The organism is Solibacillus sp. FSL R5-0691 (assembly GCF_037974225.1).
Lineage (GTDB): Bacteria > Bacillota > Bacilli > Bacillales_A > Planococcaceae > Solibacillus.
Map to the genome: position 1 here is coordinate 1,296,558 of NZ_CP150231.1, position 26,407 is coordinate 1,322,964.

General features: G+C 41.3%; 25 protein-coding genes. 22 read left to right on the forward strand and 3 right to left on the reverse strand.

Annotated elements, in window-relative coordinates:
• Nucleotides 1-29: 29 nt before the first annotated feature.
• A complete protein-coding gene (locus tag MKY51_RS06285; protein WP_339175958.1) occupies nt 30-716 on the reverse strand; it encodes a phosphoribosylaminoimidazolesuccinocarboxamide synthase in 687 nt (228 codons plus the stop codon).
• A 175-nt stretch (nt 717-891) separates the two neighbouring features.
• Between MKY51_RS06285 and MKY51_RS06290 the strand changes: the two genes are divergently transcribed.
• The gene (locus MKY51_RS06290) at nt 892-1,314 is read left to right on the forward strand and encodes a universal stress protein (protein ID WP_339175959.1); all 423 of its coding nucleotides are present in this window, start codon (nt 892-894) and stop codon (nt 1,312-1,314) included.
• Nucleotides 1,315-1,367: 53 nt separating this feature from the next.
• On the opposite strand, the gene gdhA is transcribed toward MKY51_RS06290, so the two are convergent.
• Entirely contained in the window at nt 1,368-2,735 is a 1,368-nt protein-coding gene (gene gdhA, locus MKY51_RS06295; protein WP_339175960.1) for an NADP-specific glutamate dehydrogenase, read from the reverse strand.
• Between the two features lie 171 nt (nt 2,736-2,906).
• Between gdhA and MKY51_RS06300 the strand changes: the two genes are divergently transcribed.
• Genes MKY51_RS06300 through MKY51_RS06310 form a run of 3 tightly spaced genes read left to right on the forward strand, consistent with a single transcriptional unit; the run spans nt 2,907 to nt 5,059 of the window.
• A complete protein-coding gene (locus MKY51_RS06300) occupies nt 2,907-3,365 on the forward strand; it encodes a DUF188 domain-containing protein (RefSeq protein WP_339176582.1) in 459 nt (152 codons plus the stop codon).
• Nucleotides 3,366-4,694 carry a D-serine ammonia-lyase gene (locus MKY51_RS06305; RefSeq protein ID WP_339175961.1) on the forward strand — a complete coding sequence of 443 codons (1,329 nt, stop codon included), beginning with the start codon at nt 3,366-3,368 and terminating at the stop codon, nt 4,692-4,694.
• A gap of 14 nt (nt 4,695-4,708) precedes the next feature.
• Nucleotides 4,709-5,059 (forward strand): DUF4181 domain-containing protein, encoded by a 351-nt coding sequence (locus MKY51_RS06310; RefSeq protein ID WP_339175962.1) that lies wholly within the window; start codon nt 4,709-4,711, stop codon nt 5,057-5,059.
• Nucleotides 5,060-5,099: 40 nt separating this feature from the next.
• On the opposite strand, the gene MKY51_RS06315 is transcribed toward MKY51_RS06310, so the two are convergent.
• Nucleotides 5,100-5,921, reverse strand: coding sequence for a squalene/phytoene synthase family protein (locus tag MKY51_RS06315; protein ID WP_339175963.1), 822 nt, complete (start codon nt 5,919-5,921; stop codon nt 5,100-5,102).
• A gap of 389 nt (nt 5,922-6,310) precedes the next feature.
• Between MKY51_RS06315 and MKY51_RS06320 the strand changes: the two genes are divergently transcribed.
• The 18 genes from MKY51_RS06320 (at nt 6,311) to MKY51_RS06405 (ending at nt 26,364) form a co-directional block, all read left to right on the forward strand.
• Nucleotides 6,311-6,442: an RAxF-45 family protein gene (locus MKY51_RS06320; RefSeq protein ID WP_339175964.1), complete on the forward strand. Its 132-nt coding sequence runs from the start codon at nt 6,311-6,313 to the stop codon at nt 6,440-6,442.
• A 98-nt stretch (nt 6,443-6,540) separates the two neighbouring features.
• Complete coding sequence (gene abc-f, locus MKY51_RS06325; RefSeq protein WP_339175965.1) at nt 6,541-8,154, forward strand: ABC-F type ribosomal protection protein; 1,614 nt, start codon at nt 6,541-6,543, stop codon at nt 8,152-8,154.
• On the forward strand, nt 8,151-8,591 hold the full coding sequence (locus tag MKY51_RS06330; protein WP_339175966.1) for an ASCH domain-containing protein: 441 nt from the start codon (nt 8,151-8,153) through the stop codon (nt 8,589-8,591). The genes abc-f and MKY51_RS06330 overlap by 4 nt, the downstream gene beginning before the upstream one ends.
• 231 nt (nt 8,592-8,822) lie before the next feature.
• Nucleotides 8,823-10,724: an LTA synthase family protein gene (locus MKY51_RS06335; RefSeq protein ID WP_339175967.1), complete on the forward strand. Its 1,902-nt coding sequence runs from the start codon at nt 8,823-8,825 to the stop codon at nt 10,722-10,724.
• Between the two features lie 537 nt (nt 10,725-11,261).
• Nucleotides 11,262-12,380: a thiolase family protein gene (locus MKY51_RS06340; protein ID WP_339175968.1), complete on the forward strand. Its 1,119-nt coding sequence runs from the start codon at nt 11,262-11,264 to the stop codon at nt 12,378-12,380.
• Between the two features lie 96 nt (nt 12,381-12,476).
• Entirely contained in the window at nt 12,477-13,652 is a 1,176-nt protein-coding gene (locus MKY51_RS06345) for an acyl-CoA dehydrogenase family protein (protein WP_339175970.1), read from the forward strand.
• A 68-nt stretch (nt 13,653-13,720) separates the two neighbouring features.
• Nucleotides 13,721-14,914, forward strand: a complete 1,194-nt coding sequence (locus MKY51_RS06350; protein WP_339175971.1) for a thiolase family protein — start codon at nt 13,721-13,723, stop codon at nt 14,912-14,914.
• Between the two features lie 20 nt (nt 14,915-14,934).
• Complete coding sequence (locus MKY51_RS06355) at nt 14,935-16,221, forward strand: acetyl-CoA hydrolase/transferase C-terminal domain-containing protein (RefSeq protein WP_339175972.1); 1,287 nt, start codon at nt 14,935-14,937, stop codon at nt 16,219-16,221.
• Between the two features lie 35 nt (nt 16,222-16,256).
• Nucleotides 16,257-17,168, forward strand: coding sequence for an SDR family NAD(P)-dependent oxidoreductase (locus tag MKY51_RS06360; RefSeq protein ID WP_339175974.1), 912 nt, complete (start codon nt 16,257-16,259; stop codon nt 17,166-17,168).
• Between the two features lie 35 nt (nt 17,169-17,203).
• Nucleotides 17,204-18,379: an acyl-CoA dehydrogenase family protein gene (locus tag MKY51_RS06365; protein ID WP_339175976.1), complete on the forward strand. Its 1,176-nt coding sequence runs from the start codon at nt 17,204-17,206 to the stop codon at nt 18,377-18,379.
• 46 nt (nt 18,380-18,425) lie between these two features.
• Entirely contained in the window at nt 18,426-18,842 is a 417-nt protein-coding gene (locus MKY51_RS06370) for a MaoC family dehydratase N-terminal domain-containing protein (protein ID WP_339175978.1), read from the forward strand.
• An 11-nt stretch (nt 18,843-18,853) separates the two neighbouring features.
• The gene (locus tag MKY51_RS06375) at nt 18,854-19,234 is read left to right on the forward strand and encodes a MaoC/PaaZ C-terminal domain-containing protein (protein ID WP_339175980.1); all 381 of its coding nucleotides are present in this window, start codon (nt 18,854-18,856) and stop codon (nt 19,232-19,234) included.
• Nucleotides 19,235-19,335: 101 nt separating this feature from the next.
• Nucleotides 19,336-20,247: a R2-like ligand-binding oxidase gene (locus MKY51_RS06380; RefSeq protein WP_339175982.1), complete on the forward strand. Its 912-nt coding sequence runs from the start codon at nt 19,336-19,338 to the stop codon at nt 20,245-20,247.
• 59 nt (nt 20,248-20,306) lie between these two features.
• Entirely contained in the window at nt 20,307-21,824 is a 1,518-nt protein-coding gene (locus tag MKY51_RS06385) for an aldehyde dehydrogenase family protein (protein WP_339175983.1), read from the forward strand.
• Nucleotides 21,825-21,848: 24 nt separating this feature from the next.
• On the forward strand, nt 21,849-23,051 hold the full coding sequence (locus MKY51_RS06390; RefSeq protein WP_339175985.1) for an iron-containing alcohol dehydrogenase: 1,203 nt from the start codon (nt 21,849-21,851) through the stop codon (nt 23,049-23,051).
• 77 nt (nt 23,052-23,128) lie between these two features.
• Nucleotides 23,129-24,652, forward strand: coding sequence for a long-chain-fatty-acid--CoA ligase (locus MKY51_RS06395; protein WP_339175986.1), 1,524 nt, complete (start codon nt 23,129-23,131; stop codon nt 24,650-24,652).
• A gap of 143 nt (nt 24,653-24,795) precedes the next feature.
• The gene (locus MKY51_RS06400) at nt 24,796-25,557 is read left to right on the forward strand and encodes a 3-hydroxyacyl-CoA dehydrogenase (RefSeq protein WP_339175987.1); all 762 of its coding nucleotides are present in this window, start codon (nt 24,796-24,798) and stop codon (nt 25,555-25,557) included.
• 12 nt (nt 25,558-25,569) lie between these two features.
• Entirely contained in the window at nt 25,570-26,364 is a 795-nt protein-coding gene (locus MKY51_RS06405) for an enoyl-CoA hydratase/isomerase family protein (protein ID WP_339175989.1), read from the forward strand.
• The last annotated feature ends 43 nt before the right edge of the window (nt 26,365-26,407 follow it).

The following is a 26,407-nucleotide window of genomic DNA, read 5'->3' on the forward strand; positions in this document are numbered from 1 at the left end:
CAGCTGGATAATAAGTATAAAATTTTAAATTACTCAGCAAGCATAATCTTTTCTAATTGTAATGGTTCAATATATGTATCGCCTTGATATGCACGCATATTACCGCCTGAAATTTCATCAATAAGTAAAATTTCACCTGTTTTTGCATCGCGGCCAAATTCCAACTTAATATCATAAAGTGTTAATCCTTTTTTCTCTAACTCCGTTGCAACAAACTTTGAAATTTCGATTGTACGTTGTTTCAAAATTGCATACTCTTCATGAGTCAAAATACCGAGCATTGCAAGTGCATCTTCAGAAATAGGAGGATCCAGGCGTTCGTCGTCCTTAATCGTCACTTCCACAAACGAATCCAAATCCTGACCTTCTGTTGCATAAGCGCCATAGCGTCGTAAAAATGAACCGACTGCTTTAAATCGGCAAATTACTTCCAAACCTTTACCAAAAACAGTTGCCGGTTTAACCGTCATTGTCGCTTCATCAAAATTTGCCTCAACATAATGTGTCGGTACATTTAATTCATTTAATTTAGAGTAAAAGAAAGAAGTTAGTTTCAATCCTGCAAGGCCAGCCCCATCAATTGTTAAGCCGACTGTGTTTGCACCCGGATCAAAAACCCCGTTTTCACCTGTTACATCATCTTTGAATTTCAGTAAATATAATTCGTTTTCAAGTTTGAATACATCCTTCGTTTTACCTGTATACATTAATTCCATGAGAGATACCTCCAAAAGTAAGTTCAAATTCATTATAACACGAATAATATTATAGTATTAATATAAAAATGTTCGTATTATAAAGAAAGACGTCTAACCTTTAATATAGTAGACCCTTTGTTACCAGTGTATTGGTAACATTTGCTATACTAAACGTAGACAAGGAGTGATTTAGATGCTAAAAACGTATAATAATATTGTTGTAGCAATCGACTTTTCAGAAAAAGCAAAAATTGCTTTTGAGCGCGGCATGAACGTTGCGCGATTGACGGATGCGACATTGAATCTAGTGAGTGTAATCGATACACATTCATTCGGTTCGGTGGAAGCGTATGATTTGAAGTATGCAAAAGCTCTAAAAGAAAAAACTCTTGATCAGTTAAAGGAATACAAAGTAATTGCCGAACAGGCTGGTGTTAAAAAAGTACAAGTAGTTGTGGAAGAAGGTTCGCCAAAAGCGGTTTTAACGAACTTGACGGATGCCGATCTGATCATTATTGGATCAACGGGTTTAAACCGTGCCGAGCGTTTCCTGCTAGGCTCTGTTTCGGAAAATGTAGTACGCAGCGCTAATTGTGATGTTCTCGTAGTACGTTAAAAATAAACCCGCAATGTTCCTCAACTATCGAAGGAAATTGCGGGTTTTGTTAATTAATAAACGCCTTCTACAAGCATACCGTTTGCAACTTTAATGAAGCCGGCAATGTTTGATCCGACAACTAAATTGCCTTCATAGCCATATTTTTTCGCAGCTTCTGAGCTTTCTTTATAAATTGATTTCATAATACCGTGTAGTTTTTCATCAACTTCCTGGAAAGACCAGTAGTTACGGCCGGAATTTTGAGCCATTTCAAGTGCAGATACAGCAACACCGCCTGCATTTGCTGCTTTACCAGGGCCGAATAATACATCGCTCGCTAAAAACTCATTGATTGCATCTAAATTCGATGGCATATTTGCACCTTCTGCAACAACTTTTACGCCGTTTGCAATTAATGTACGAGCCTGTTCACCGTTGATTTCATTTTGAGTTGCACATGGAAGAGCAATATCACATGGAATTGTCCAGATACCGTCACAGCCTTCTGTATAAATAGCATTTGGACGATAATTTACATATTCTTTAATACGCTTCCCTTCAACTTCTTTTAACTGTTTGACGATTTTTAAATCAAGACCTTCCGGATCGTAAATGTAACCAGCAGAATCGGAACACGCAACAACTTTTGCTCCAAAGTGCTGAGCTTTTTCGATTGCATAAATCGCTACGTTACCAGAACCTGAAACAACAACCGTTTTTTCGTTAATTGAAAGTTTTGCGTCACGTAGCATCTCTTCGACAAAGTATACTAAACCGTATCCTGTTGCTTCTGTACGTGCCAATGAACCGCCATAGCCAGGTTTTTTACCAGTTAACACACCTGCTTCATATGCACCGCGGATGCGCTTGTATTGGCCCCATAAATAGCCGACTTCGCGTGAACCTACACCAATATCTCCGGCCGGAACATCGACATCCGGACCAACATAACGGTATAATTCTGTCATGAATGCTTGGCAGAAGCGCATAATTTCTGCATTTGATTTACCTTTTGGATTAAAGTCGGAACCGCCTTTACCGCCGCCGATCGGTTGACCAGTTAAAGCATTTTTGAAAATTTGTTCAAAGGCTAAAAATTTCATAATCGATTCGTTTACAGTAGGATGGAAGCGTAAACCACCTTTATATGGCCCGATTACGTTATTATATTGAACACGGTACCCGCGGTTTACTTGTACTTGGTTTTGATCATCTTGCCAAGCGACACGGAAAGAAATGATTCTGTCCGGCTCGACGATACGTTCTAAAATATTATGTTGAATGTATTCAGGATGCTGTTCGAATACAGGGACTAAAGAAAGGAAAATTTCTTCCGCTGCTTGTAAGAATTCTAATTGATGTGCGTTCTTTGTTTTCAGTTTTTCAAACACTCCATCAACATATTGCTGTGCGTTGCTCGTTGTTGTCATTGTCGTCATGTTATTACCCCCAAATGGATTAATAAGTATACATTAGTATGAATTATCAAACAATTCAATTAAATTTTATGTAACATCGCCGTGTGAAATCGATGTCAGAAAAGAGAAAACGTTTTCATATATTATATAAATATAATAATTTGGAGTTGCTTTTGGAAAGGATGATGAACTATTTTACAACTATTAATTGATGCAGATGCATGCCCGGTTGTTGATTTAGCGCTATTTATTTCATCTCGCTATGAGATAAGACCAATCTTATTCTGCGATACATCACATCGTATCGAACGAGATGGTGCAAAAACAATTATTGTCGACAAGGGACCAGATTCGGTCGATTTTAAGCTTCTAAGTGTATTAAACCGAGGAGATATTGTTATAACAGGTGATTATGGCCTTGCTGCGATGTGTATAGCAAAAGGTGGAATTGTAGTCAATCACAATGGGAAAGAACTGACGTCTGACAATATAGATCAGCTGTTGGCTTTTCGTTTTGAAAGTGCGAAAATAAGACGTGCAGGGGGACGTACAAAAGGCCCCAAAAAACGCACGGAAGAAAATAATTTGGCTTTTGAAACAAAATTTCGACAAATTTGTGAACGTGCGATTTTTGAGAAGGAGGAATCATAAATGAATCAGCAAATCTTGAATTTAGATGCATTAAAAGAGCGTTTTCCGTTAATTGAAAAGCTGCAATCCGAACAATATGTGTTTTGGGAAAATGAAAATGTAGCAAAGGAAAGGCAAGTATCAGAACTCGTAACACCTGAAATGATTCAAGACGCCGAAAGCAGATTGAAGCGTTTTTCTTCTTATATAAAGGTCGCATTTCCGATTACGAAATTTTCAGACGGCATTATTGAATCGGAACTAAGAGAAATTGCCGCGATGAAAAAGCTTATTGAAGGACGACGCGGTTTTAACATTCCCGGAAAGTTAATGCTTAAATGTGATCATGCATTACCGATTGCCGGTTCGATTAAAGCGCGAGGCGGTATATATGAAGTGTTGAGCCATGCCGAAAAGCTGGCAATTAACGCAGGTATGCTAACAGAGCAGGATGATTACGCTAAATTGCATAGTGAAGAATTCCGGAAATTTTTCAGCCAATATAAAATTGCGGTCGGGTCAACCGGTAATTTGGGGCTAAGTATCGGTATTATTAGCGCACAGCTTGGTTTTCAGGTAACTGTCCATATGTCAATCGAAGCAAAAGAGTGGAAAAAGAAACTGCTGCGTGAAAAAGGGGTGGAAGTTATCGAATACGAATCCGATTATACTTCTGCCGTGGAACACGGGCGCCAAGTAGCGGAACAAGATTCTGCTTGCCACTTTGTTGATGACGAAAATTCAATCGATCTGTTTTTAGGATATGCGGTAGCGGGTTCACGCCTGAAAGATCAGCTTCAGCAAGCGAAAATTAAAGTCGATGCAAATCATCCATTATTTGTTTATCTGCCTTGCGGGGTAGGGGGTGCCCCTGGAGGGATTGCCTACGCTTTAAAGCAAATTTTCGGAGAACATATTCATATTTTCTTTGCGGAGCCATTTGCATCACCGTGTATGCTGCTCGGTTTGATGACAGGAATGCATGATAAAATCAGCGTGAATGATATTGGTTTGTCCAATAAGACAGAAGCTGACGGATTGGCGGTAGGGCGTCCATCACGTTTTGTCGGAACATTGATGGAATCCGTAATAAGCGGATGCTATACTGTGGATGACAGCTTCTTATTCAGAAGTTTAAAAGGTATGTATGAGACGGAAAACATTTTTATGGAACCTTCAGCACATGCGGGTGTTTATGGGCCGATTGAATTAATGATGCAGGGGACTTCATATATTCAAAAGCATGGGCTTCAAGATAAAATGAAAAACGCCACACATATTATTTGGTCGACAGGCGGGGATTTAGTGCCTGAAGAATTACGACAGCAGTATTTACAATCAGAGATATAGAAGGGAAGTCGCTTGTGTTAATTGTAATCGTCATCATCGCTTTTTTGGGAGCAGGTTTACTCGATTTAAACTTGCGTAAAAAATATAACATTCCAAAAAACGAAAAATTTATGGATCAGTATGTGGGGATTTGGCATTTATTCCTGGAAATCATCCTATGTTTCATGTTTTTATCATATGTAACTATGAATCAATTCGACCAAAAAACATTATATTCTGTATTGTTTGCGTTCATTATGATTTTGTTTATTATCCGTGGGCTATTGGAGTTTTGGTTAAGAAGAGAAAAGCGTCGTCATATAATTTCATTTACTTATGTCGTGCTTTGTGCAATCTGCAGTATCGCAATCGGCGTTATTATGTAAGAAAGAAGTGTGTCGGGGATGTTCCCCCAACACACTTCTTTTAGTCTACCTGGATTTCTTCTACTGTTGCTTCCACTTCTGAACGGGACATTTTTTCCCGTCCTTCTCGCATTGCCTGCAATGTTTTATGGGCCAATGCTAATGGCAGTTTGCAGAACAGTTTGATTGTCCGTTTATCTAAATCCTTCATATAAAGGTCGGCTTTTGCCAAGTTTTCTTCGGCATATGCAAATAGTTCAGCACGTGTCCAGCCATCAGGAACGAAGCTGACACCGCGCTCATCCAAATCTTCCTGTTCATTTCGTAAAATATTTACTGCCTGCAAGCCACGACCATAGCCAATTGCCAGTTCACGGTCGGTTTTCGTGCCGGCACTCCATTCCCAAAGCTCCGAAAGCATGACTCCGACCAAACCAGCCACATAGTATGTATAGTCGTCCAAGTCTTCCTTCGTATGCACCTGCCAATTTGCAAGGGCCCATTTTGCCATACCTTCCGCCATTTCGCTCGTCGCAGAAGTGACAATCGGAAACGCCCCTTGAGGACAAACTTCCAGCCAGTCAGCAAGTCGCAGTGTCACTTCAGGCATTTTGTCCTTTACAGGTGCCAGTGCTTCAAGATAAGCAGTATTATCAAAGGCAGGAGCTTTCAGTAATTCCGCAACTTTTAATAATGTCACATTTTTTATTTCATTGGAAACTTCTTCATGATCTTCAATTTCATCAATTGCACGCATCGCTAAATAGGCTGCAGCAACCGTTAATTTTAATTCTTTATCTAAAAAAGTAATGGGGATATAAAATGTACGGCTCGTCTCTTTTAAAACGCGCATCGCATCTTTTTGTAAAGCTTTGTTCGACATAAGGAAAACTTCCTCCATTCTAAATTGCATCCACTACCTATCGTATCGCAAATTCGTGAAAAGGGAAAATAAAAGTTCCGGCTTTTGAGAATTTGAGATGGGGATGAAAAGGGATGAAGAGAGGGGTATTAGAACACCTGGGCTAAAAAGTGGAGCAGGTGGAGCGAAAAGTAGAATGTTCGAGTGTGAAAGTGGAATTTTGCACACAGAAAGTAGAGCGAATTCATAATAAAGTAGAAAGTGCGTGGAGAAATAGAGCATCGAGTATCAAAAGTGGGAACAATGCGAAAAGCAGAACACCACTCAAAAAACACACGCATTTCCCTTATGTACACATTAATTGAAATATGGTAATATTAGAATAATTTAAATGGACGGAGGTGAATGGAATGAAGAAGTTAGCGATCGCGACAGGTGTAAAGGTGGATACAGCTATGTATTTTGCACGTGTCATTACTTTTAAATTTGGGTCTAACGGGATAGGTGTGTCCTTTTTTAGACAATTTAAAAATAATGCGTAGCTAATTAACTTCATTCTTTTCACCATTTCTGAAAAGGCTGCTCTTGTTAATGAGCAGTCTTTTTGTTTTTTTAGCTATGCCAGTGGAGGCGTAGAAATATGCAGTTGAAAGCAGAAAACATAACGAAAATTATCGGTGGCAACACCATTTTTAAGGAACTTTCTTTTGAAGTGAGTGCCGGTGAACGGATCGCGATCGTCGGTCGTAACGGCAGCGGGAAAACGACATTATTTAAAGTGCTGGCAGGTATTGAACAGCCGGATGAAGGGCGGATCATAAAAGCGAAAGGTCAAACAGTCGGCTATTTGCATCAGATTCCTCAATATACAGATTTATCGGTTTTTGATGTACTGTCAAAAGCATTTGCTGAATTACATGATATTAAAGAGCGGCTGACTCAGTTGGAAACGAGGATGGCAAATGAGTTATCCGACAAAATTTTAAATCAATACGGCGAGCTGCAGGAGCACTATTTAGCAAAGGGTGGCTACGAAATTGAAGCGAAAATTGCTTCGATTGCCAATGGACTTGAGATTACAAAGCTATTGGAACAATCTTTCCATGCGCTTAGCGGCGGGGAAAAAACTAAAGTAATGCTCGCACAAATTTTACTGCAGCAGCCGGATATTCTGCTGCTGGATGAACCAACAAATCATTTGGATCTTGCTGCAACACAATGGCTGGAAGACTACTTGCAATACTTTAAAGGTACCGTTGTTGTGATTTCTCATGACAGGATGTTTTTAAATAAAACGGTTCAGTATGTGGCTGAAATTAAAGACGGTCAGATCTGGAAGAGCAAGGGGAACTATGATCAGTACATTAAAAATAAAGAGGCAAAAATAGCCCAGCAGTTTGCGGCATATGAAGAGCAGCAAAAAAAGATTCAGAAGATGAAAGAGGCGATTCGCCGATTACGGCAGTGGGCGAATGAAGCATCTCCTCCGAATCCCGATCTATACCGCAAAGCGAAAGTAATGGAAAAGATGCTGGCTCGAATGGAAATTGTCAAAAAACCGAAAACCGAGCGTCAGATGAATTTGCAGCTCAAGACGCAAGACCGGACAGGTAAAGAAGTATTTATGCTGAAAAACATTTCCCATGGATTTGAACAGGACTTTTTATTTATGGATGTTCAGTTATCGGTACAGTTTCAAGATCGGATCGCGATTGTCGGGAATAACGGAACAGGAAAATCGACGTTATTAAAAATTCTATTAGGGGAACTGACACCGGTTGATGGCGATGCTAAACAGGGCAGCAATTTAAAAATCGGTTATCTTGCACAGCAGTTTGACCAATTTAACGGCAAGCAGCGTCTTCTTGATGCATTCCGGGAGCAGGCATCGTTAACGGAATACGATGCGCGGCATGTGCTCGCCAAATTTTTATTTTACGGTCATGATGTTTTTAAAAGTGTGGACCAACTAAGCGGCGGGGAAAAAATGCGGCTTCGACTGGCTCAATTAATGGTCCAAAAATGCAATGTACTTGTATTGGATGAGCCGACGAATCATCTTGATATTGAGTCGAGGGAAGCGCTTGAAGAAGCATTGGAGAATTTTGAAGGAACCATTCTTGCGATAAGCCATGACCGCTATTTTCTGCAAAAATTATTTACGAGAACGGCATGGTTGGAAAATCAGCAACTAACCGTTCATGAAGGTCCATTTGAATGGGCACAGATGAAACAAAAGGAGTTAGGCAAATGAATCAAATCGAAGCATATTGGCGGTATTTTTGTGTTTCTGAAGGTATGAAAAATATTCGTTATAAGGAAGCGTTTCAATTCGGTGAAAAGGCGGATTGGCTTGCAGGACTTGTTGTAGACGGTACTAAAACAGCAACTTGTTCAAGCTATCCGTTATATGAACTCGAAGGAGAAAATTTACCGGAAGTCGGGGATTACCAAATTGTATTAAATAGTCTCGATGTACCAGTTGCGATTATCCAGTCCTATTCTATTGATATTTACCCGTTCAATGAAGTGCCAATAGATTTTGCACTTGCAGAAGGAGAAGGTACTTATGAGCAGTGGAAGGAAGCGCATATTGCATTTTTTAGTAAAGAACTTTCTAAACAAGGCCTGGAATTTACCGAACAAATGCTAACAGTGTGTGACCGCTTTAAAAAAGTTTTTCCTAAATAAAGATTAGTAAACTAAAGCATGAATAGCTAGACTTATACAAAATGGAGAAATTTGCTTACGCAAACCTCCATTTTTTCACTGTTTTCGTTCAATATCAACAGTCCTTGGCAACAATTGCTATGGAAATTCGTTACATAATAGTTGCATAGGTTAATGTTTTTTTGATATATTGATTCTTGTTTTTCTAAATAAAAAAAGGAAAACGTCATGAATAGAAAGAGTGATTACAAGGTGAAAAACTTAGTAAAAAATAAAAGCTTAGTAAACAATTTTCTCGGGATTTTCGTTCTTGCTGTTTTAATGCTTTGGGCGAAAACCTACATTACACAAGTAACGCAGTTTAAGTTGGGCGTAGAAGGACCACTCCAGCAGTTTCTTTTATTAATTAACCCATTAGGTTCTGCGGTACTATTTTTAGCAGTTGCTTTCCTGTTTAAAGGAAAAAGAAAGCTGACTGCATTGATCATCATCTATACTTTGATGACATTTCTATTATTTGCAAATGCTGTATATTATCGTTTCTTCAGCGATTTTATTACGCTTCCAACAGTTTCCCAAACACAAAACTTTGGGGATTTGGGCGGCAGTGTATTAACATTATTAAAACCAACTGATTTATTATTTTTTGTAGATATTTTTGTATTGATCTATATTCGTTTTTCAAAGAAAATTAATTTCCAATCCGGTAAAATCGGATTCAAAATGCCTGCAGCAGTTATAGCGGCGGCAATTGTATTATCTATTGTCAACTTGCAATTAGCGGAAGCGGACCGCCCGGATTTATTGAGCCGTGGCTTTGACCGCAGTTATATTGTGAAATACTTAGGTATGTACAATTATACAATCTATGATTCAGTTAAAACGTATGAGGCATCTGCAGAACGTGCTTCGGCAGACAGCAGTGATATTGCGGAAATTATTAACTATACTAATTCATTTTCTGCTCAGCCAAACGAGAATTACTTCGGCAAGGCAAAAGATATGAACGTGATTTATTTGCATCTGGAATCTATGCAGTCATTTTTAATCGATTATGAACTGGATGGCGAACAAGTAACACCGTTTTTAAACTCATTAGTTAAAAACGAAAACACGATGTATTTCGATAACTTTTATCATCAAACAGCACAGGGTAAAACATCCGATGCTGAATTTATGCTAGAGAATTCATTGTTCGGTTTACCACAAGGTTCTGCCTTTATTACAAAAGGTCAAAATACGTTTGAAGCCGCACCTTCATTATTAAAAGACTATGGCTATACGTCTGCCGTGTTCCACGGAAATAACGGCAGCTTCTGGAACCGAAATATTATTTACAACCAATTTGGCTATGACGAGTTTTTTGATGAAGGTTCTTATGATACAACCGATTCTAAAAACATGGCAGAGTACGGTTTAATGGATAAGCCATTCTTCGAGCAATCGGAAAGCTTGCTTGAAACATTGCCAGAGCCGTTCTATACAAAATTCATTACGGTTGCCCATCACTTCCCGTACAAGATCGACCAGGATTTAACGACGATCGGTAAGGCGACAACTGGCGATACAAGTGTCGATAATTATTTCCAGACAGCTCGATACGCCGATGAAGCGATTGAAGAGTTCTTTACGTATTTAAAAGAATCCGGTCTTTATGAGAATACAATGATTGTGATGTACGGTGACCATTACGGTATTTCCGATAACCACAATAAAGCGATGGAACAAATTATTGGTGAAGAAGTTACACCTGTTGTGAATGCTGATTTACAGCGTGTACCGTTGTTTATTCATGTACCAGGTATGGAAGGTGGCATAAACCATACTTATGGCGGCCAAATTGACCTTCTTCCGACAGTACTGCATTTACTTGGTGTAGAAACGAAAAATAATATTCATTTTGGGACAGACCTTCTTTCCGAAGAACATAGCGAAATCGTTCCGTTCAGAAACGGTAATTTTGTCAGCCCGACGATTTATTCATTGGACGGCAAATATTACGATCCGAAAACAGGCGAAGCGCTTGATGAATCAAAACTAGAGACAGCAGATAAATTAAAAGCGATGGTAGAGGAAAAACTTCACTATTCCGACAAAGTCGTAAATGGGGATTTATTGCGCTTCCATTCCAAAGACGGAAGTATAAATGATTAATTAAAACTGTATAAAATTAGATATATATTCACAGGCATCATCTTATTTGATTAATTCAAATGGATGATGCCTTTTTATTATTATTTGAAAAATATTTATAAAAAATTTAGATGAAAAAAATACTTTTCAAATTAAAAGGAAATAGGGAGGGAACTCTATCTGATTCATAATAAATTACTGTCATATAAGAAGGTCGGTTTACATATGAAACCATATATTTAACCTGTTAAATATCCACCTTAATGATATGTTAACTTATACTGAAATTTTAAGTGAAATTGAAAATTGTTATTAAAACAATAACAATTTATGGAGTAAGGTCGGATTTTACTATTTGAAAGTACTAATACGTTGAGAATATTTTCACTCCATTATCTATATAAATTAAGAGACAGATTATTAATTGCTTAATAGGTTGTAATCTTTTTGTACAAGCAACATATAGTGATTTTTGGGGAAGCGAAATGGTTTAGAGGTTTTACGAGGCAATCTAAATGATTTGCCGACACCCAATTTATTTTAAGGGGGAATGTGTGAATGAGAGAAGCCGTAATCGTCGCTGCAACACGAACACCGGTAGGCAGAAGAAATGGTGTGTTGGCAGAAGTACGGGCAGATGATTTAGCTGCAGATGTACTGGAGGATGTAGTAAAGCGTGCGGGAATCGAAAAGGAACTCGTGGAGGACATTATTTTTGGCTGTGTTACCCAAACATTGGAGCAAGGCGGAAATATTGCACGAATTGCTGCATTGATGGCAGGCTTTCCGATTGAAGTGCCCGGTGTCACGATTGACCGGCAATGCGGCTCGAGTTTACAGGCAGTGCATTTTGCGGCACAAGCGATTATTGCAGGTGATATGGATATTGTAATCGCGGGTGGGATCGAAAGCATGAGCCGTGTACCGATGGGGTCGAATATGGAGGGCACGCGGAAAAGTGACCGTATTAAAAAATATGAGCTGATTCACCAAGGGTTATCCGCTGAGCGTATTGCTGAACAATGGCAGTTATCAGAGCAGGAGATTAATGAATATTCTGTGCTGAGCCAGCAGCGGGCCATTCAAGCAATTGAATCCGGTTATTTTGATGATGAGATTGTAGCGATCGGTAATGTAGCTACTGATGAGGGCCCAAGACCGGGAACGACTGTCGAAGTTCTGGAAGGTTTAAGAAAGCTGTTTAAAGAAGACGGAGTGATTTCTGCAGGAACTTCATCACAAATGAGTGATGGTGCATCAGCTGTACTCATTATGTCGAGTGAAAAAGCGCAGGAACTTAGTGTGAAACCAATGGCGAAAATCATTGCACGTACGGTTGTAGGATCTGACCCGACACTGATGCTGACAGGTCCAATAGAAGCGACAAAACGTGTCCTGGAAAAAGCAAACTTAACGATAGCGGATATGGATACGTATGAAGTGAATGAAGCTTTTGCCCCGGTACCGATTGTTTGGGCAAAAGAGCTTGGCGCGGATTTGGAAAAACTGAATCCCGACGGTGGTGCAATTGCGTTAGGTCATCCACTTGGTGCAACAGGTACAAAATTATTGACGACGATGCTTTACCGCATGGAGCGTAATAACCAGCGCTACGGTTTGCTTGCAATTTGTGAAGGTATGGGCATGGCCAATGCAACAATTATTGAGAGAATTTAAATAATAACGCTATCCTATTTTATAAAACTACGAAAAGATATGTAATCGCTTTCAATTGTAAGAAGTTAAAAATATAACGAAGAGAGAGTGAAATATATGAATAAAACATTGGCGAAAACTAGAAAAGCTACCCGTACGTTTTTTAATAATGATCATATTATGTTCCGTGAATCTCTAAGAAAATTTGTGGAAAAAGAGATTGATCCTTATTTTACACAATGGGAGCATGATCGCATCGTTCCGCGTGAACTTTGGACAAAGTTGGGGAGTCAGGGGTTCTTATGTCCAAGCGTCGAGGAAAAGTACGGCGGAATGGGCTTGGATTTTATTTTTGATATTGTGTTATCTGAAGAATTGTCAAAAGTCGGTGGCGGTTTAAGCGGCATTGGTTTGCACAGTAATGTCGTAACGCCATATATCACTTCTTTTGGAACAGAAGAACAGAAGATGAAGTATCTTCCGAAGTTTGTAAGCGGTGAATGGATTTCAGCCATTGCCATGACAGAGCCTGGTGCGGGTTCGGACTTACAAAAAATGACGACAACGGCCGTTAAGGATGGCGACGACTATATTGTGAACGGTCAAAAAACGTTTATTACGAACGGAATACTTTCCGATGTCATCATCATCGCTTGTAAAACAGATCCAAAAGCGGTACCTGCACATAACGGAGTAAGCTTATTAATTATTGAAAGAGGGATGGAAGGTTTCTCGCGCGGCAGAAAATTAGACAAGGTTGGCATGCATAGCCAGGATACAGCAGAGCTTATTTTTGAAAACGTACGGGTTCCGGCAGAAAACCTTCTTGGTGAAGAAGGAAAAGGATTCTTGTATTTAATGCAAAAATTACAGCAAGAGCGTCTTCTGACAGCAGTAGGGGCGATTACTGCAGCAAAAGATATGCTCGACTTGACGCTGCAATATGTTAAAGAGCGTGAGGCGTTTGGCAAACCGATTGGTAAATTCCAAAATACACAATTTACACTGGCTGAAATTGCAACACAAGTACAAATCGGCCAAACATTTGTGGATGATTTAATCATCCGACACATGGAAGGTCAGGATATCGTGACAGAAGTATCAATGGCCAAATGGTGGATAACGGATATGGCCCGGAAAATTTCCGTAGAGTGCATGCAATTACATGGCGGCTACGGATACATGGAAGAATACAAGATTGCGAGACGATTCCGTGATATTGCGGTTACACCAATTTTCGCCGGTTCCAACGAAATTATGAAGGTCATTATTGCCAAAAATCTAGGACTGTAATTAATCCGAAACAACTTCATCAAGTTTAAGCACATGATTCGTACTATGATTTTATGAGGTGGGATGAAATGAAAAATGCCGTAATAATAGACTCTGTACGTACAGCGGTCGGTCGCATGGGCGAGACATTGAAAGATGTGGAAGTAGATTATCTCGCGGCAAAAGTGTTGGACGAAATTACAGTTCGTACCGGAATCGACAAAAGTAAAGTCGATGAAGTCATTATTGGACAAGCGAAGCAAAGTACAGACTCACCCAATCTGGCACGCTTAGCCCTATTACGTGCAGGCTTTCCTATTGAAATTACAGGTTATACCGTTCACCGGCAGTGCGGATCAGGTCTGCAGGCGATGAATAGCGGTGCCCAGCAAATAATGTGTGGACTGTCCGATATTATTATCGCTGGTGGCGCTGAAAGCATGAGCACTGCGCCGTACTATTTGCGGAATGTTCGCTATGGGTACGGGGCAGGAAACGGCGAAATTCTTGATTCCAATACGGAAAGTCAGCCTCGTGCTCAACCGATTGAAACATATGGCGCCTTAACGATGGGGATGACTGCCGAGAACTTGGCTGTGAAATATTCGATTTCCCGAAGCGAACAAGATGAGTTCGCCTTAAGAAGCCAGGAAAATGCGAAAAGAGCGATCGAATCGGGACTGTTCGCGGATCAGATTGTCCCATTTGAAGTGAAGACGAAAAAGGGATCGGTTGAATTTAAAGTAGATGAGCATCCGAGGGAAACAACATTTGAAAAATTGTCCCAGTTAAAACCTGTTTTTAAAGAAAACGGCACAGTAACGGCCGGTAACACAAGTGGCCGTAATGATGGGGCAGGTGTGATCATGCTGATGTCGGAAGAAGCGGCTGCACAGTATGATAAAAAGCCGAAAGCAAAAATTATTGCACAGGCTGTAGCGGGGGTTTCGCCTGAAATTATGGGAATCGGCCCTGCACCTGCAACTCGAAAAGCATTGAAAATGGCGAATTTAACACTCGATCAAATCGGGTTGATTGAATTGAATGAAGCCTTTGCAGCGCAATCTTTAGCCGTCATTAAAGAACTTGGCATGGACATAAACCGTGTCAATGTCAATGGCGGGGCAATCGCACTAGGTCATCCAATAGGCGGCACAGGCGGTGTATTAATGACAAAGCTGCTTCATGAAATGGAAAGGCGCGGAGAAAAATACGGTTTAGTTACATTCTGTATCGGCGGCGGACTTGGTATTACGACAATTGTTGAAAACATGCAATTGTAATACGTACCGGAGCTGATCAAATGAAAAAAACCGATTGGAAATACCATTATACGAAAAAATGTACCACTGCAAAAAGAGCAATCCAGCTTATTGAATCCTCTCAAACAATATTTTTGGCACCGATGTGTAATGAACCTCAAGAACTTGTTGAAGAATTAATTCGTCAAAGGGCGCGTTTACAAGAGATTTTATTATATACCATCGTTTTAGGTAGTCCGTGCAAATATGCGGATCTATCATGTCAACCACACTTTACAATCCGAACATTTTTAAATTCATCCTTATTGAAAAAAGCACACCAAAATAATCATTGTGATTACATTCCGATGAATTTCTCAGACATTCCAAGGTGGATTAAAGAAGAGAAAATTGATGTTGCGCTAATCCAGGTTTCCGAGCCAAATGCAGAAGGTTTTTGTAATCTTGGTCTTTCGGTAGATGTTGTACAGACCTTGATAAAGGAAGCGACGGTTGTCATTGCGGAAGTAAACAGCCATCTTCCTTGTACATCCGGTGAAACGCTGGTGCATGTATCGCAGATTGATTATTTTGTTCCGTCTGACCGTCCGTTACTTACGATTCCAAACAGTCCACCGGCCAACGAAGATATAGCGATCGGCAATTACGTAGCTGCGCTGGTTCCCGATTATGCGACGATACAAGTCGGGGTCGGCAAACTTGCTGGCAGTATTGTCCGGTCACTTCGGTCAAAAGTTGGGTTGGGAGTGCATTCTGGTTCGATTTCTGATGATATTATGGAGCTCATCAATCTAGGTGTCATTACAAACGAACGTAAAGAAATCAATCGTCATAAAACCGTATGCACAACACTTACCGGAACAAACGCTTTATATGAGTTCTGTCATCACAATGAAAGCGTAGAACTGTATCCGGTCAGTTACACACATAATGCGGCAGTAATTTCGAAAATAAGCGATTTCTATTCAATTAACTCGGCGCTGGAAATAAGTCTGTCAGGACAAATCAATGCCGAGCAAGTCGAGGATTCCTATGTTGTTGGGGGAGTTGGCGGTCAAATGGATTTCATTCACGGTTCCAAACTTTCCCCTGGTGGAAGAGCGATTATTGCCCTGCCATCCACGGCGAAAAATGGTACGGAATCCCGGATAAAGGTTCATACAAAATACGTGACATCATTGAAGTCTGAAATCGACTATGTTGTCACAGAGTATGGTGTTGCCAAACTGTTCGGAAAGTCTTTAAGAGAACGGGCGGAAAGCTTAATTGCCATTGCGCATCCGAAGTTCCGGGCAGCTCTAACTGAACAATACAAACAATTCGTATAAAGAGAAAATCAGCCAAATAAGAAAGGGTGTTAACGATGTCGAATTTAAAAGATAAAGTTGCAATCGTTACAGGTTCCGGTCGAGGCATCGGACGAGATATTGCCTTACTTTTAGCAAAAGAAGGGGCAAAAGTTGTTGTCAATGATTTGGGTGGAGGATCTGACGGGCTGGGGAATGATACAAAAATTGCAGATGAAGTAGTACAGGAAATACAGGAACTTGGCGGAGAAGCTGTAGCCAACTATGATTCCGTTGCAGACTATGACTCTGCTTCCAATATTGTAGACACAGCACTATCAAGATTCGGACGCTTGGATATCGTCGTGAATAATGCAGGTATTTTACGTGACCGTATGCTATTTAAAATGAGCGAGGAAGAATGGGATGCCGTGATTGCGGTTCATCTAAAAGGTTCCTTCAATATGACGCGGGCAGCATCAACGATCTTTAAGGAGCAAAAAAGTGGACGCTTCATTCATTTCACTTCCACTTCAGGGTTAATCGGGAATGTGGGGCAAGCCAATTATTCTGCGGCCAAATTAGGAATTGTCGGGTTAAGTAAAAGCACGGCACTGGATATGGCCAGATATAATGTCACATCGAATGCGATTGCCCCATTTGCATGGAGTCGATTAATCGGGACAATTCCTGCAGAGACAGAAGATGAAAAAGAGCGCGTGGAAAGACTGAAACAGCTTTCACCGGCTCATATTGCGCCATTAGTTGCTTTTTTGGCATCGGATGAAGCTGCCGATATTTCGGGTCAAATATTTGGTGTGCGAGGAAAAGAAATTATGGTATTTTCTCAGCCGCGCCCGATTCGCTCGGTATTCAATGCAAAAGGCTGGTCTGTTGATAGCTTAAGTGCAATTAAAGGATCGCTTCAATCAAGTTTTACACCGCTTGAAGGTAGTGCCCAAGTCTTTCCGTATGCTCCGTTAGTGTAATTTTCTGGACTGCTAAATGGAAGGGAGAAAAAAATATGGACTTTCAGCTGCCACCCGATTTAATCGAGATGAAAAAATCGATCCGGGATTTTATAGACAATGTAGTGGATCCACTTGCAGACCAGATTGACCGTGAAGACCGTATTCCAGAACATCTTATGAAAATGTCGAAAGAGATGGGGTTATTCGGTCTAAGCATCCCTGCTGAATATGGCGGTACGGGTATTGATATGGTCGGGAAATGTAGTCTCTTTGAAGAAATCGGGCGCACATCGAATGGTTATATGACAGTAATTGGTGCCCACACCGGCATTGGGTCTGTCGGGATTGTGGAATTGGGGACAGAAGAGCAGAAGCGAAAATATTTACCGCGCATGGCTTCAGGTGACATCATTGGTGCGTTTGCTTTAACCGAAACGACTGCCGGTTCCCATGCGGCGGCGCTAAAAACAACTGCCGTTCGTAAAGGGGACAAATATATTCTGAATGGTGCAAAGCAATATATTACGAATGCCCCGATTGCAGGAGTTTTTACAGTGATGGCTGCGACCGATCCATCGAAAGGTGCAAAGGGGATCACTTCATTTCTCGTAGATAAAAGTGCTCCCGGTTTAATCATCGGAAAAACAGAAGAAAAAATGGGACTTCGCGGATCCCATTCTTCTGAAATTTTCTTTGAGGATTGTGAAGTCCCGGTCGAAAATGTGCTTGGTGAAGAAGGATTAGGTTACGTCAATGCTTTAACCATTTTGGCAAATGGACGTGCAGGGCTCGCAGCGAGAAACTTAGGTTCGTCGCAAAAGCTATTTGAGCTATCCGTCAAATATGCGCATGAGCGTGAACAGTTCGGTAAACCAATTTTTGAACAGCAAATCATTCAGCATTACTTGGCGGAAATGGCTTTGGATATCGAAACACTAAGATCCTTTACGTACCGAGTAGCATGGATGGTGGACCAGGGGATGAATGTCATGAAAGAGGCCGCGATGGCAAAGCTTCTAGGTTCGGAAATTTATAATCGCATTGCGGATAAAGCGGTTCAAATCCATGGTGGTCTCGGTTATATGAAAGATTTCCCTGTTGAAAGATTCTACCGGGATGCACGGATTACAAAAATATATGAAGGTACATCCGAAATTCAAAAAAACATCATTGCTGCTCAAATTCATAAAGACTATATGAAGAAAACACTGTCAGCAACAATGAAGTAGTACAAGTTAAATTATCAGAAAATATCGATAAATGAAGTTGAAGGAGGTGATTTTTTTGAGTACAGGGCTTAAGGAAAAAGTTGGTCTGAAATTAGAATCCTACACCTTTCGAGTTGAAAAAGGAAAAATCAGAGAATTGGCACAAGCGATTGGCGATTTAAAAGAGGAGTATTTGAACGGAGAAGCAGTACCACCGACATTCCCAACAGTGATCGACTTCTGGGGTGGGGGTGCCTCCTCGTCCGATTTATTGAATCTAAATATGAAAAAAGTTCTCCATGGTGAGCAGGAGTATGAATATTTCAGGGAAATCGTTCCCGATGAGGAAATTACCGTGCATGGTGTGATTGAAAAAGCGTATACAAAAGCGGCGATGAACTTCTTTGTAATACGCAAGGACTACATGGACAAACAAGGTGAAACGATTTTAATCAGTCGATCCACGATTATCGAAAGGCATTAGGGGGTCATTTTATGGAAGTTGGCCAGACACTGGAACCTTTACAGAAGGATGGAATCACGCATACACAACTCGTTCGATATGCGGGTGCATCCGGAGATTTCAACCCGATCCATACCGTTGTCCCTTTTGCGGAAGCAGCAGGTTTAGGCGGGGTCATTGCACATGGCATGCTGGTAATGGGTTTTGTCGGACAGGCAATTGGACAATGGTTTGAAGTGAAGGATTTAAAGAAATTCACAACGAGATTCAAAGCAATGACAAGGCCGGGAGAAAAAATTTCGGTTCAAGGCCGGATTGTTAATGAAAATGAAGCTTGCTGGATTTGTGAGGCGGAAGCGGTCAATGAAGATGGGGAAGTAAAAGTGAAAGCATTTTTTGAAGTGAAAAAATAATTACTTTTACGTTTGTTCTAGAGAGATGTTTTGTTACGTAAAATTTGTGATGTTGACTGCAATTTTACAGGAGAATCTCTTTCATACTCAAGCAGTTATGGATGAAGCGAACAAAAATTAAGGGGGAACTAGCAATGAGAGAATATGTAACGACGAAACAGGAAATCAACAAAAATTCACTACCTTATAACTTGTACCAGAAAGCAAAAAAATTCGGAATCTGGAATCCGGTAGATATCGATTTTACACAGGATAAAGAAGACTGGAAGAAATTAAGTGATGAGCAACAATTAGAAGTACTTACACAGTTTGCTCAATTTATCGGCGGTGAAGAAGCGGTCACACAAGATATTTTACCGATGATCATGGCGGTTTCCAAAAAAGGGTGGTTCGAAGAGGAATCGTATTTAACAACATTCCTTTTTGAAGAAGCGAAGCATGCTGAATTTTTCAGTCTGTTCCTGGAAGAAATCGGCGTAACGGAAGATTTGACACATTTACTTTCACCAGGCTACCGGAAGCTATTTGATGAAACATTGCCGGCAGTAATGGGGAAATTGATTGATGATCAATCACCGGAAGCGATGATCGATGCAGCGGTTACTTACAATATTTTCGCGGAAGGTGTTTTGGCTGAAACAGGATACTGGTTCTTCCATGAAGCACTCTCAAAATCAAATCTGTTCCCGGGGTTTATTTCCGGAATTCGAAATGTAAAGCGTGATGAAGGACGTCATATTGGTTTCGGTACATTCCTTATTCAGCGCCTGATCAGTGAAAATCCTGAACTTGAGCTGTTTGAACGCGTGCAACAAAGACTGCAGGAGCTGTTACCGATTGCGATGATGTTAACGGAAAGAAAAGAAGAAGTAACAAGCCTTGGTATCGAACGAGGAAAGTCGATGGAATTTGCAATGAAACAATTGCAGGCACGTCTGACAGTTCTTTCACGGGCAAAAGGAAAGACATTGGAAGAAATCTACAATACGGATATTGCTTTAGAGGAAGTATAGGAAATAATCATTCAGACGTTGTAAAGAGACACAGTTTGCTATTTAAAGGGGGATGAAAGATGACGACAGACGTACAAGTAAAGGTCTTTCCGCAATTTATCAATGGTGAATGGACACCACCTGCTTCAGGTGAATTTTTTGATGTGATCAATCCGGCTACATCAGAAGTTGTGGCGAAAGTTTCAAAAGGGAATCAGGATGATGTGAACAAGGCGGTTCAAAATGCGAAAGAAGTATTTGAATCGGGTGTATGGTCAGGAAAAACACAGGCGGAACGTGCACAGATCATGCTTCAATTTGCAGGGAAAATCAGGGAGCATGCCCAGGAGATTATTTTCCTGGAGGGGATTAGTACAGGTGCGACACTTCGTAAATTAGGTGGCGCGGATATCCGACAGTTAATTCTTTCTCTTACTCAAACAGCGGATTTATCGTTGAAATATGAAGCTGTAACAGCGCTTCCTGTTAATGAGCAGCTCGGTCCGAACCGAAGCCTGCTCGTTCGTGAACCACTCGGTGTAGTAGCGGCGATCACGCCATTTAACTTCCCGTTAGTTTTAGCGATGTGGAAAATCGCACCGGCAATCGCGATGGGGAACTCGATCATTATTAAGCCGGCATCAAATACACCATTAGGTACATTGAAGCTTGCACAATTAGCAGTTGAAGCTGGTATTCCACCAGGGGTAATCAATGTCATCACTGGTCCGGGGGCTGAAGTGGGGGATGCCCTTGTCACGCATCCGGATGTATCGAAAGTGGCGTTCACGGGGTCTACAGAAGTAGGCAGAAAGATTATGGCGCAAGCTGCAGGCACGGTAAAGAAAGTGACGCTTGAACTTGGCGGAAAAGCGCCGGCAATCGTACTTCCCGATGTAGATTTCGAAGTGGCGATTCCGGGAATTCTGCTCGGTGTATTTTTCCATTCCGGACAAGTGTGTGAAGCGAGTACACGCCTTATCGTCCATGAATCGATTTATGATATCGTCGTGCAACAACTAGTTGAAACATCGAAGAAAATTAAACTTGGTCAGCCGCTTGATATGACAACGGGAATGGGGCCGGTTATCTCTGAATCACAGATGAATAAAATTCTCGATTATATTCAGTCTGGCATTGATGAAGGAGCAAGACTTGTATGCGGTGGTAAGCGGGCAACAGGTCCAGGGCTGGAGAACGGATATTTCATCGAGCCGACGATCTTCGCAGATGTAACGAATGATATGAAGATTGCGAGAGAAGAAATCTTTGGTCCAGTATTATGCGTGCTAAAATATTCAACTGAAGAAGAGGCAATTGCCATCGCCAATGATACGGAATACGGGTTATCAGGCGGTGTCTGGGGTCGTGATGTGACGAAAGCAAATGAAATTGCGACAAAAATTAATGCGGGTACAGTCTGGATCAATGATTGGCATATTTTCCGTACAGATGCTCCATTCGGCGGCTATAAGCAAAGTGGTTTAGGTCGGGAGCAGGGAGCTCAAGTGTTTGATGACTACACGGAGCTTAAAAATATTTGCACGTCCTTAACAACAGAAAACGCGCAGCGCCCAGCTTTAGGTTTAATCTTTTAATCGAAAAATGAATGGAGAGATACGATGAAAACGACTTCCTATTTTGAGTTCACGCATCGCCCTGAAATCCGAAGTGGTGCAGGTTCACATATTTTAGTGCCGGATTTAATTCAAGGTTTAGGCGGAAAGCGCCCTGTTCTTTTTTCGGATAAAGGACTAACGGATGCTGGATTAACGCAAAAAATCAAAAGCTTATTTGACATGGTACCCGGCATAAAGCTTGCGGGTGTGTTTGATGATATTCAGCAAGATGCGAAATCAAGCAATATTAATAGAGGCTTGAAATATTTTAAAGAATGCAATGGCGACTCCATCATTGCGATTGGCGGAGGCAGTGTTTTAGATACTGCCAAAACAATTAAATGGGCTCTTTATAATGGTGTGAATCAAGTCGAATATACTTTAACCGGGAATGTTTTGGAAGTATGGCCGGATGCTAAGCCATTCGGTATTCCGCATATTTCGATTCCGACAACAGCCGGAACAGGCGCAGAAATTTCCAGTATTTCTGTAGTGTTCAATGAATTGCTGAACTTGAAATGTAACTTGATGAATCCGTATTTAAGTTCCGACATCGCGGTTTTAGATCCTGATTTAACGGTCGGTTTACCGCCACGAGTAACAGCATTTACCGGTATGGATGCACTGACACATGCGGTAGAAGGATTCTTCTCAACAAAGGCCACGAATTTTTCCGATGCTTTTGCGCTGCATGCTGCAAAAATCATCATCAAAAATTTAACTACAGCAGTGCATGATGGAAAGAATGTTGCAGCCCGTGCCAATATGCTTCAGGCAAGTGCGATGGCAATCACAAGCTTCCAGGCGGCGATGGCCAATATACCAATCCACAATATCGCCCATACGTATGGTGCGAAATACGGAATTCCCCATGGTTTGGCAAATGCCGTTCTCATGCCGAGTGTAATGAAAAACATGCCGAACATGTATTTACCGAAAGTGAATGCATTTGCTTCAGCATTAGGGGTCATCCCGAATGCTGAGAATCCGCAAGAAACACTGGATGAGTGCATCAATGTAATTGTCGATTTAAGAAATGCAGTAAATCTGCCGCCAAGCTTTGACGAGTTTAATATTGATGCGGCGGATATTCCGCAACTTGTGCCTGCTGTACAAAACGATCCGTCGTCTTTAAGTTTCCGTATTCCGGATGACATCATTGTAAACGTTTCTAAAGAAGTAATCAGTTCAAAAGTAAGTATTTAATTTAAAGGAAGCGCTCTTGAGGAGAGGGGGAATCCTCCTTTCCTTTGATCGATAATTTGAAAGTAGGAGGTTACATTATGAATATTGTTGAATTGCTTACTTCAACAACGTCTCGTTTACCAGATCAACCTGTCATCCACTTCAAAGGGGCTCAGCTTACTTATAAAGAATTGCAAGATAAGGTTTACAAAGTCGCCGCAGGTTTAAAAGAACAAGGTGTCACAAAAGGTACAAATATAGCATTAATGATGACGAATCGCCCGGAATATATTATTACGTATTTTGCTATTTTAGCGAATGGAGGTACGGTCGTTCCGATTAACCCGACATTCAAAGAGCAGGAAGTTACGTATATCCTTAACGATTCTGAAGTTGAATTATTAATAATTGAAGATGTGTGTAGACCGGTTATCGAAAACGCAATGGCTCAATTGAAATCGGTCAAAGCAATTATTAATTACAGTGATACGGCTGATGAACAATTTTTATCTTGGCATCAACTGGACACATCCGCTTCCATTTCAGAAATTGTACCCCTCCATGAATCTGACGTCGCACAAATTATTTATACTTCCGGAACGACCGGTAATCCGAAAGGCGCCATGATTACACACGGAAATTTAAACTGGATGGCCATAACAGCAGCCGTCTACAATCAGTTAGTTCCGAGTGACCGTGTACTATGTGTATTACCATTGTTCCATGCTTATGCAAAACTTCAGGGCTTCCTTGCACCGATTGCTCATGGTTGTGCAATTTATTTAGAGGAACGGTTCCATCCCGTTGAAACATTAAAGGCGATTGCCGAACATGAAATTACAATATTTTTAGGTGTACCGACAATGTATGCCTTTTTTGCCCAAGTTCCACATTTAGTCGAACAGCTGGATTTCTCGAAATTACGCACAGCCGGTTCAGGTGGTGCAAGCTTACCGGCAGAGCTATTGCATAAGACGAATGAATCGTTCGGTGTCAGTATTTCAGAAGGGTACGGGTTAACGGAAAGTACGGTCATGCTGTTGACAACACACCGCAGCTTACCGAAGAAAGTCAATTCTGTCGGTATGCCGTTACCGGGTATCGATTTAAAGCTGGTCGATCCGGAAGGCAATGAAGTGGCCGATCATGAAGTAGGCGAAATCTTATTTAGAGGGCCGAACATGATGAAAGGCTACTACAAAAAACCTGACGAGACTGCAAATACAATCAGGGACGGCTGGTTGTATACAGGGGATATGGCGTACCGCGATGAAGAAGGCTATCACTTTATCGTAGACCGTAAAAAGGACATTATCATTCGCGGTGGATTTAATATTTACCCAAGGGAAATAGAGGAAATGCTGTACCAGCATCCTGCTATTGTCGAATGTTCTGTCATCGGCAGGCCGGACCCGGTTTTTGGTGAAAAAACGGTTGCATATGTCGTATCGAAAGATTCCGAGCTTACAGAAGAAGATATTCGGGACTACTGCAAAGTAAAACTTGCCGAATACAAAGTGCCGGATTATGTGAGTTTTATCGAAGAAATTCCGAAATCGGGAACAGGTAAAATTTTAAAGATGGCACTGAAAAACTTGGACAAGAACGCATTGCCTAAATAAGAAGCGGTCGGTTGGTCGAAGTTCTTAAACTTCAGTACATGAACTAGAACGCAGATTCTGCTGTTATGGACGAGGCGCAAATGCGAATGCCCAGCAATGGCAAACAGGTTAACGATTGAACATGAATAGGGAGGGATTAATAAATGAATTTTGACCAAAAGGCAATTATCGTTACGGGTGGAGGATCCGGTTTAGGTGAAGCGACTGCACGAAAGATTGCAGCTGCTGGAGGCTATCCGGTCATACTGGATTTAAATGAAGAAAAGGGTCAGGCGGTAGCTGATGAAATAAATGGCCTGTTTTTTAAAACAAACGTTGTGAAGGAAGAAGACGTACAGGCAGCGATCGACGGTGCTGTAGAAAAATACGGTTCGATTCAAGGTGTTGTAAACTGTGCCGGTCTTGGTACATCGACACGTGTAGTAGGCAGAAAGGGTATTTTTCCATTAGATGAATTTAACTTTATTATTCAAGTAAATCTGGTTGGTACGTTTAATGTCATCCGTTTAGCGGCAGCTGCCATGATGACAAATGAACCGAATGAACACGGGGAGCGCGGGGTTATCGTGAATACAGCTTCTGTAGCGGCATTCGATGGGCAAATCGGCCAGGCTGCCTATTCTGCTTCTAAAAGCGGCATTGTAGGGATGACATTGCCGATTGCAAGGGATTTGGCAAGCCACGGTATTCGGGTTATGACGATTGCTCCGGGTATTTTCGATACACCTTTAATGAACAGTGCACCTGAAGCCCTTAAGGAAGCGTTAGGAAAACAAATTCCTTTCCCACCGCGTTTAGGTGAAGCGGATGAATATGCACATTTAGTAAAGGCCATTTTTGAAAACCCGATGTTAAACGGTGAAACGATTCGACTCGACGGTGCGATTCGCATGGCCCCAAGATAAGGAGGATAACGGATGAACCTTGAAACAATGACGATAGAGAAATTAGATTACGGCGTCCATGTCGTAACAATTAATAACCCGCCAGCCAATACATTAAATGCGGGGATTCAACAGGACTTATTGCAACTGATAGAAGAAGTCGAGAAAAATCCGGAAATCCGGGCCATTGTATTCAAATCGGCCAACCCGAAGATTTTCATAGCAGGTGCTGACCTGGGGGCAATGGGCAGCTCTAATGAAAATGTGGATTTTGCCGAAAGCTCAAAACATGTGCAGGATATTTTCAATCGGCTCGAAGCCTTAAAGGTGCCGACCATTGCCGCAATCAATGGCCATGCATTAGGCGGCGGGTGTGAATTCGTACTTGCATGCGATTTCCGGATTATGGGTGCCGGAACAATAGGGTTAACAGAAGCATCATTGGGCTTATTGCCGGGTGCCGGCGGGACACAGCGCATGACAAGATTAATAGGCGGAGCAAAAGCACGCGAGTTAATGTATTTAAGCAAACGTTTAAAAGCTGAAGAAGCTGCGGCAATCGGCTTAATTACAGAAGCGGTTGCCCCGGAAGAGCTGGAAGAAAAGGCAATTGCATTCGCAAATAAGCTTGCTCAAAGTGCAGTAGGAGCGATCGGCCTCATTAAAGAGAGTATTTTGGCTGCAGAAGAATTGCCGTTGGAACAAGGGTTATTAGTGGAACGGGAAGCCTTTGCGAAAACATTTACTACAGGGGAAGTAAATGAAGGGATCCGTGCGTTCTTTGAGAAACGCCCTCCGAATTTTTTAAAGCCAGTTACAAATCAATAAACAGGACAATTGGGGGCCGTGTTGAAAGTTCAGCTTTCAGTAC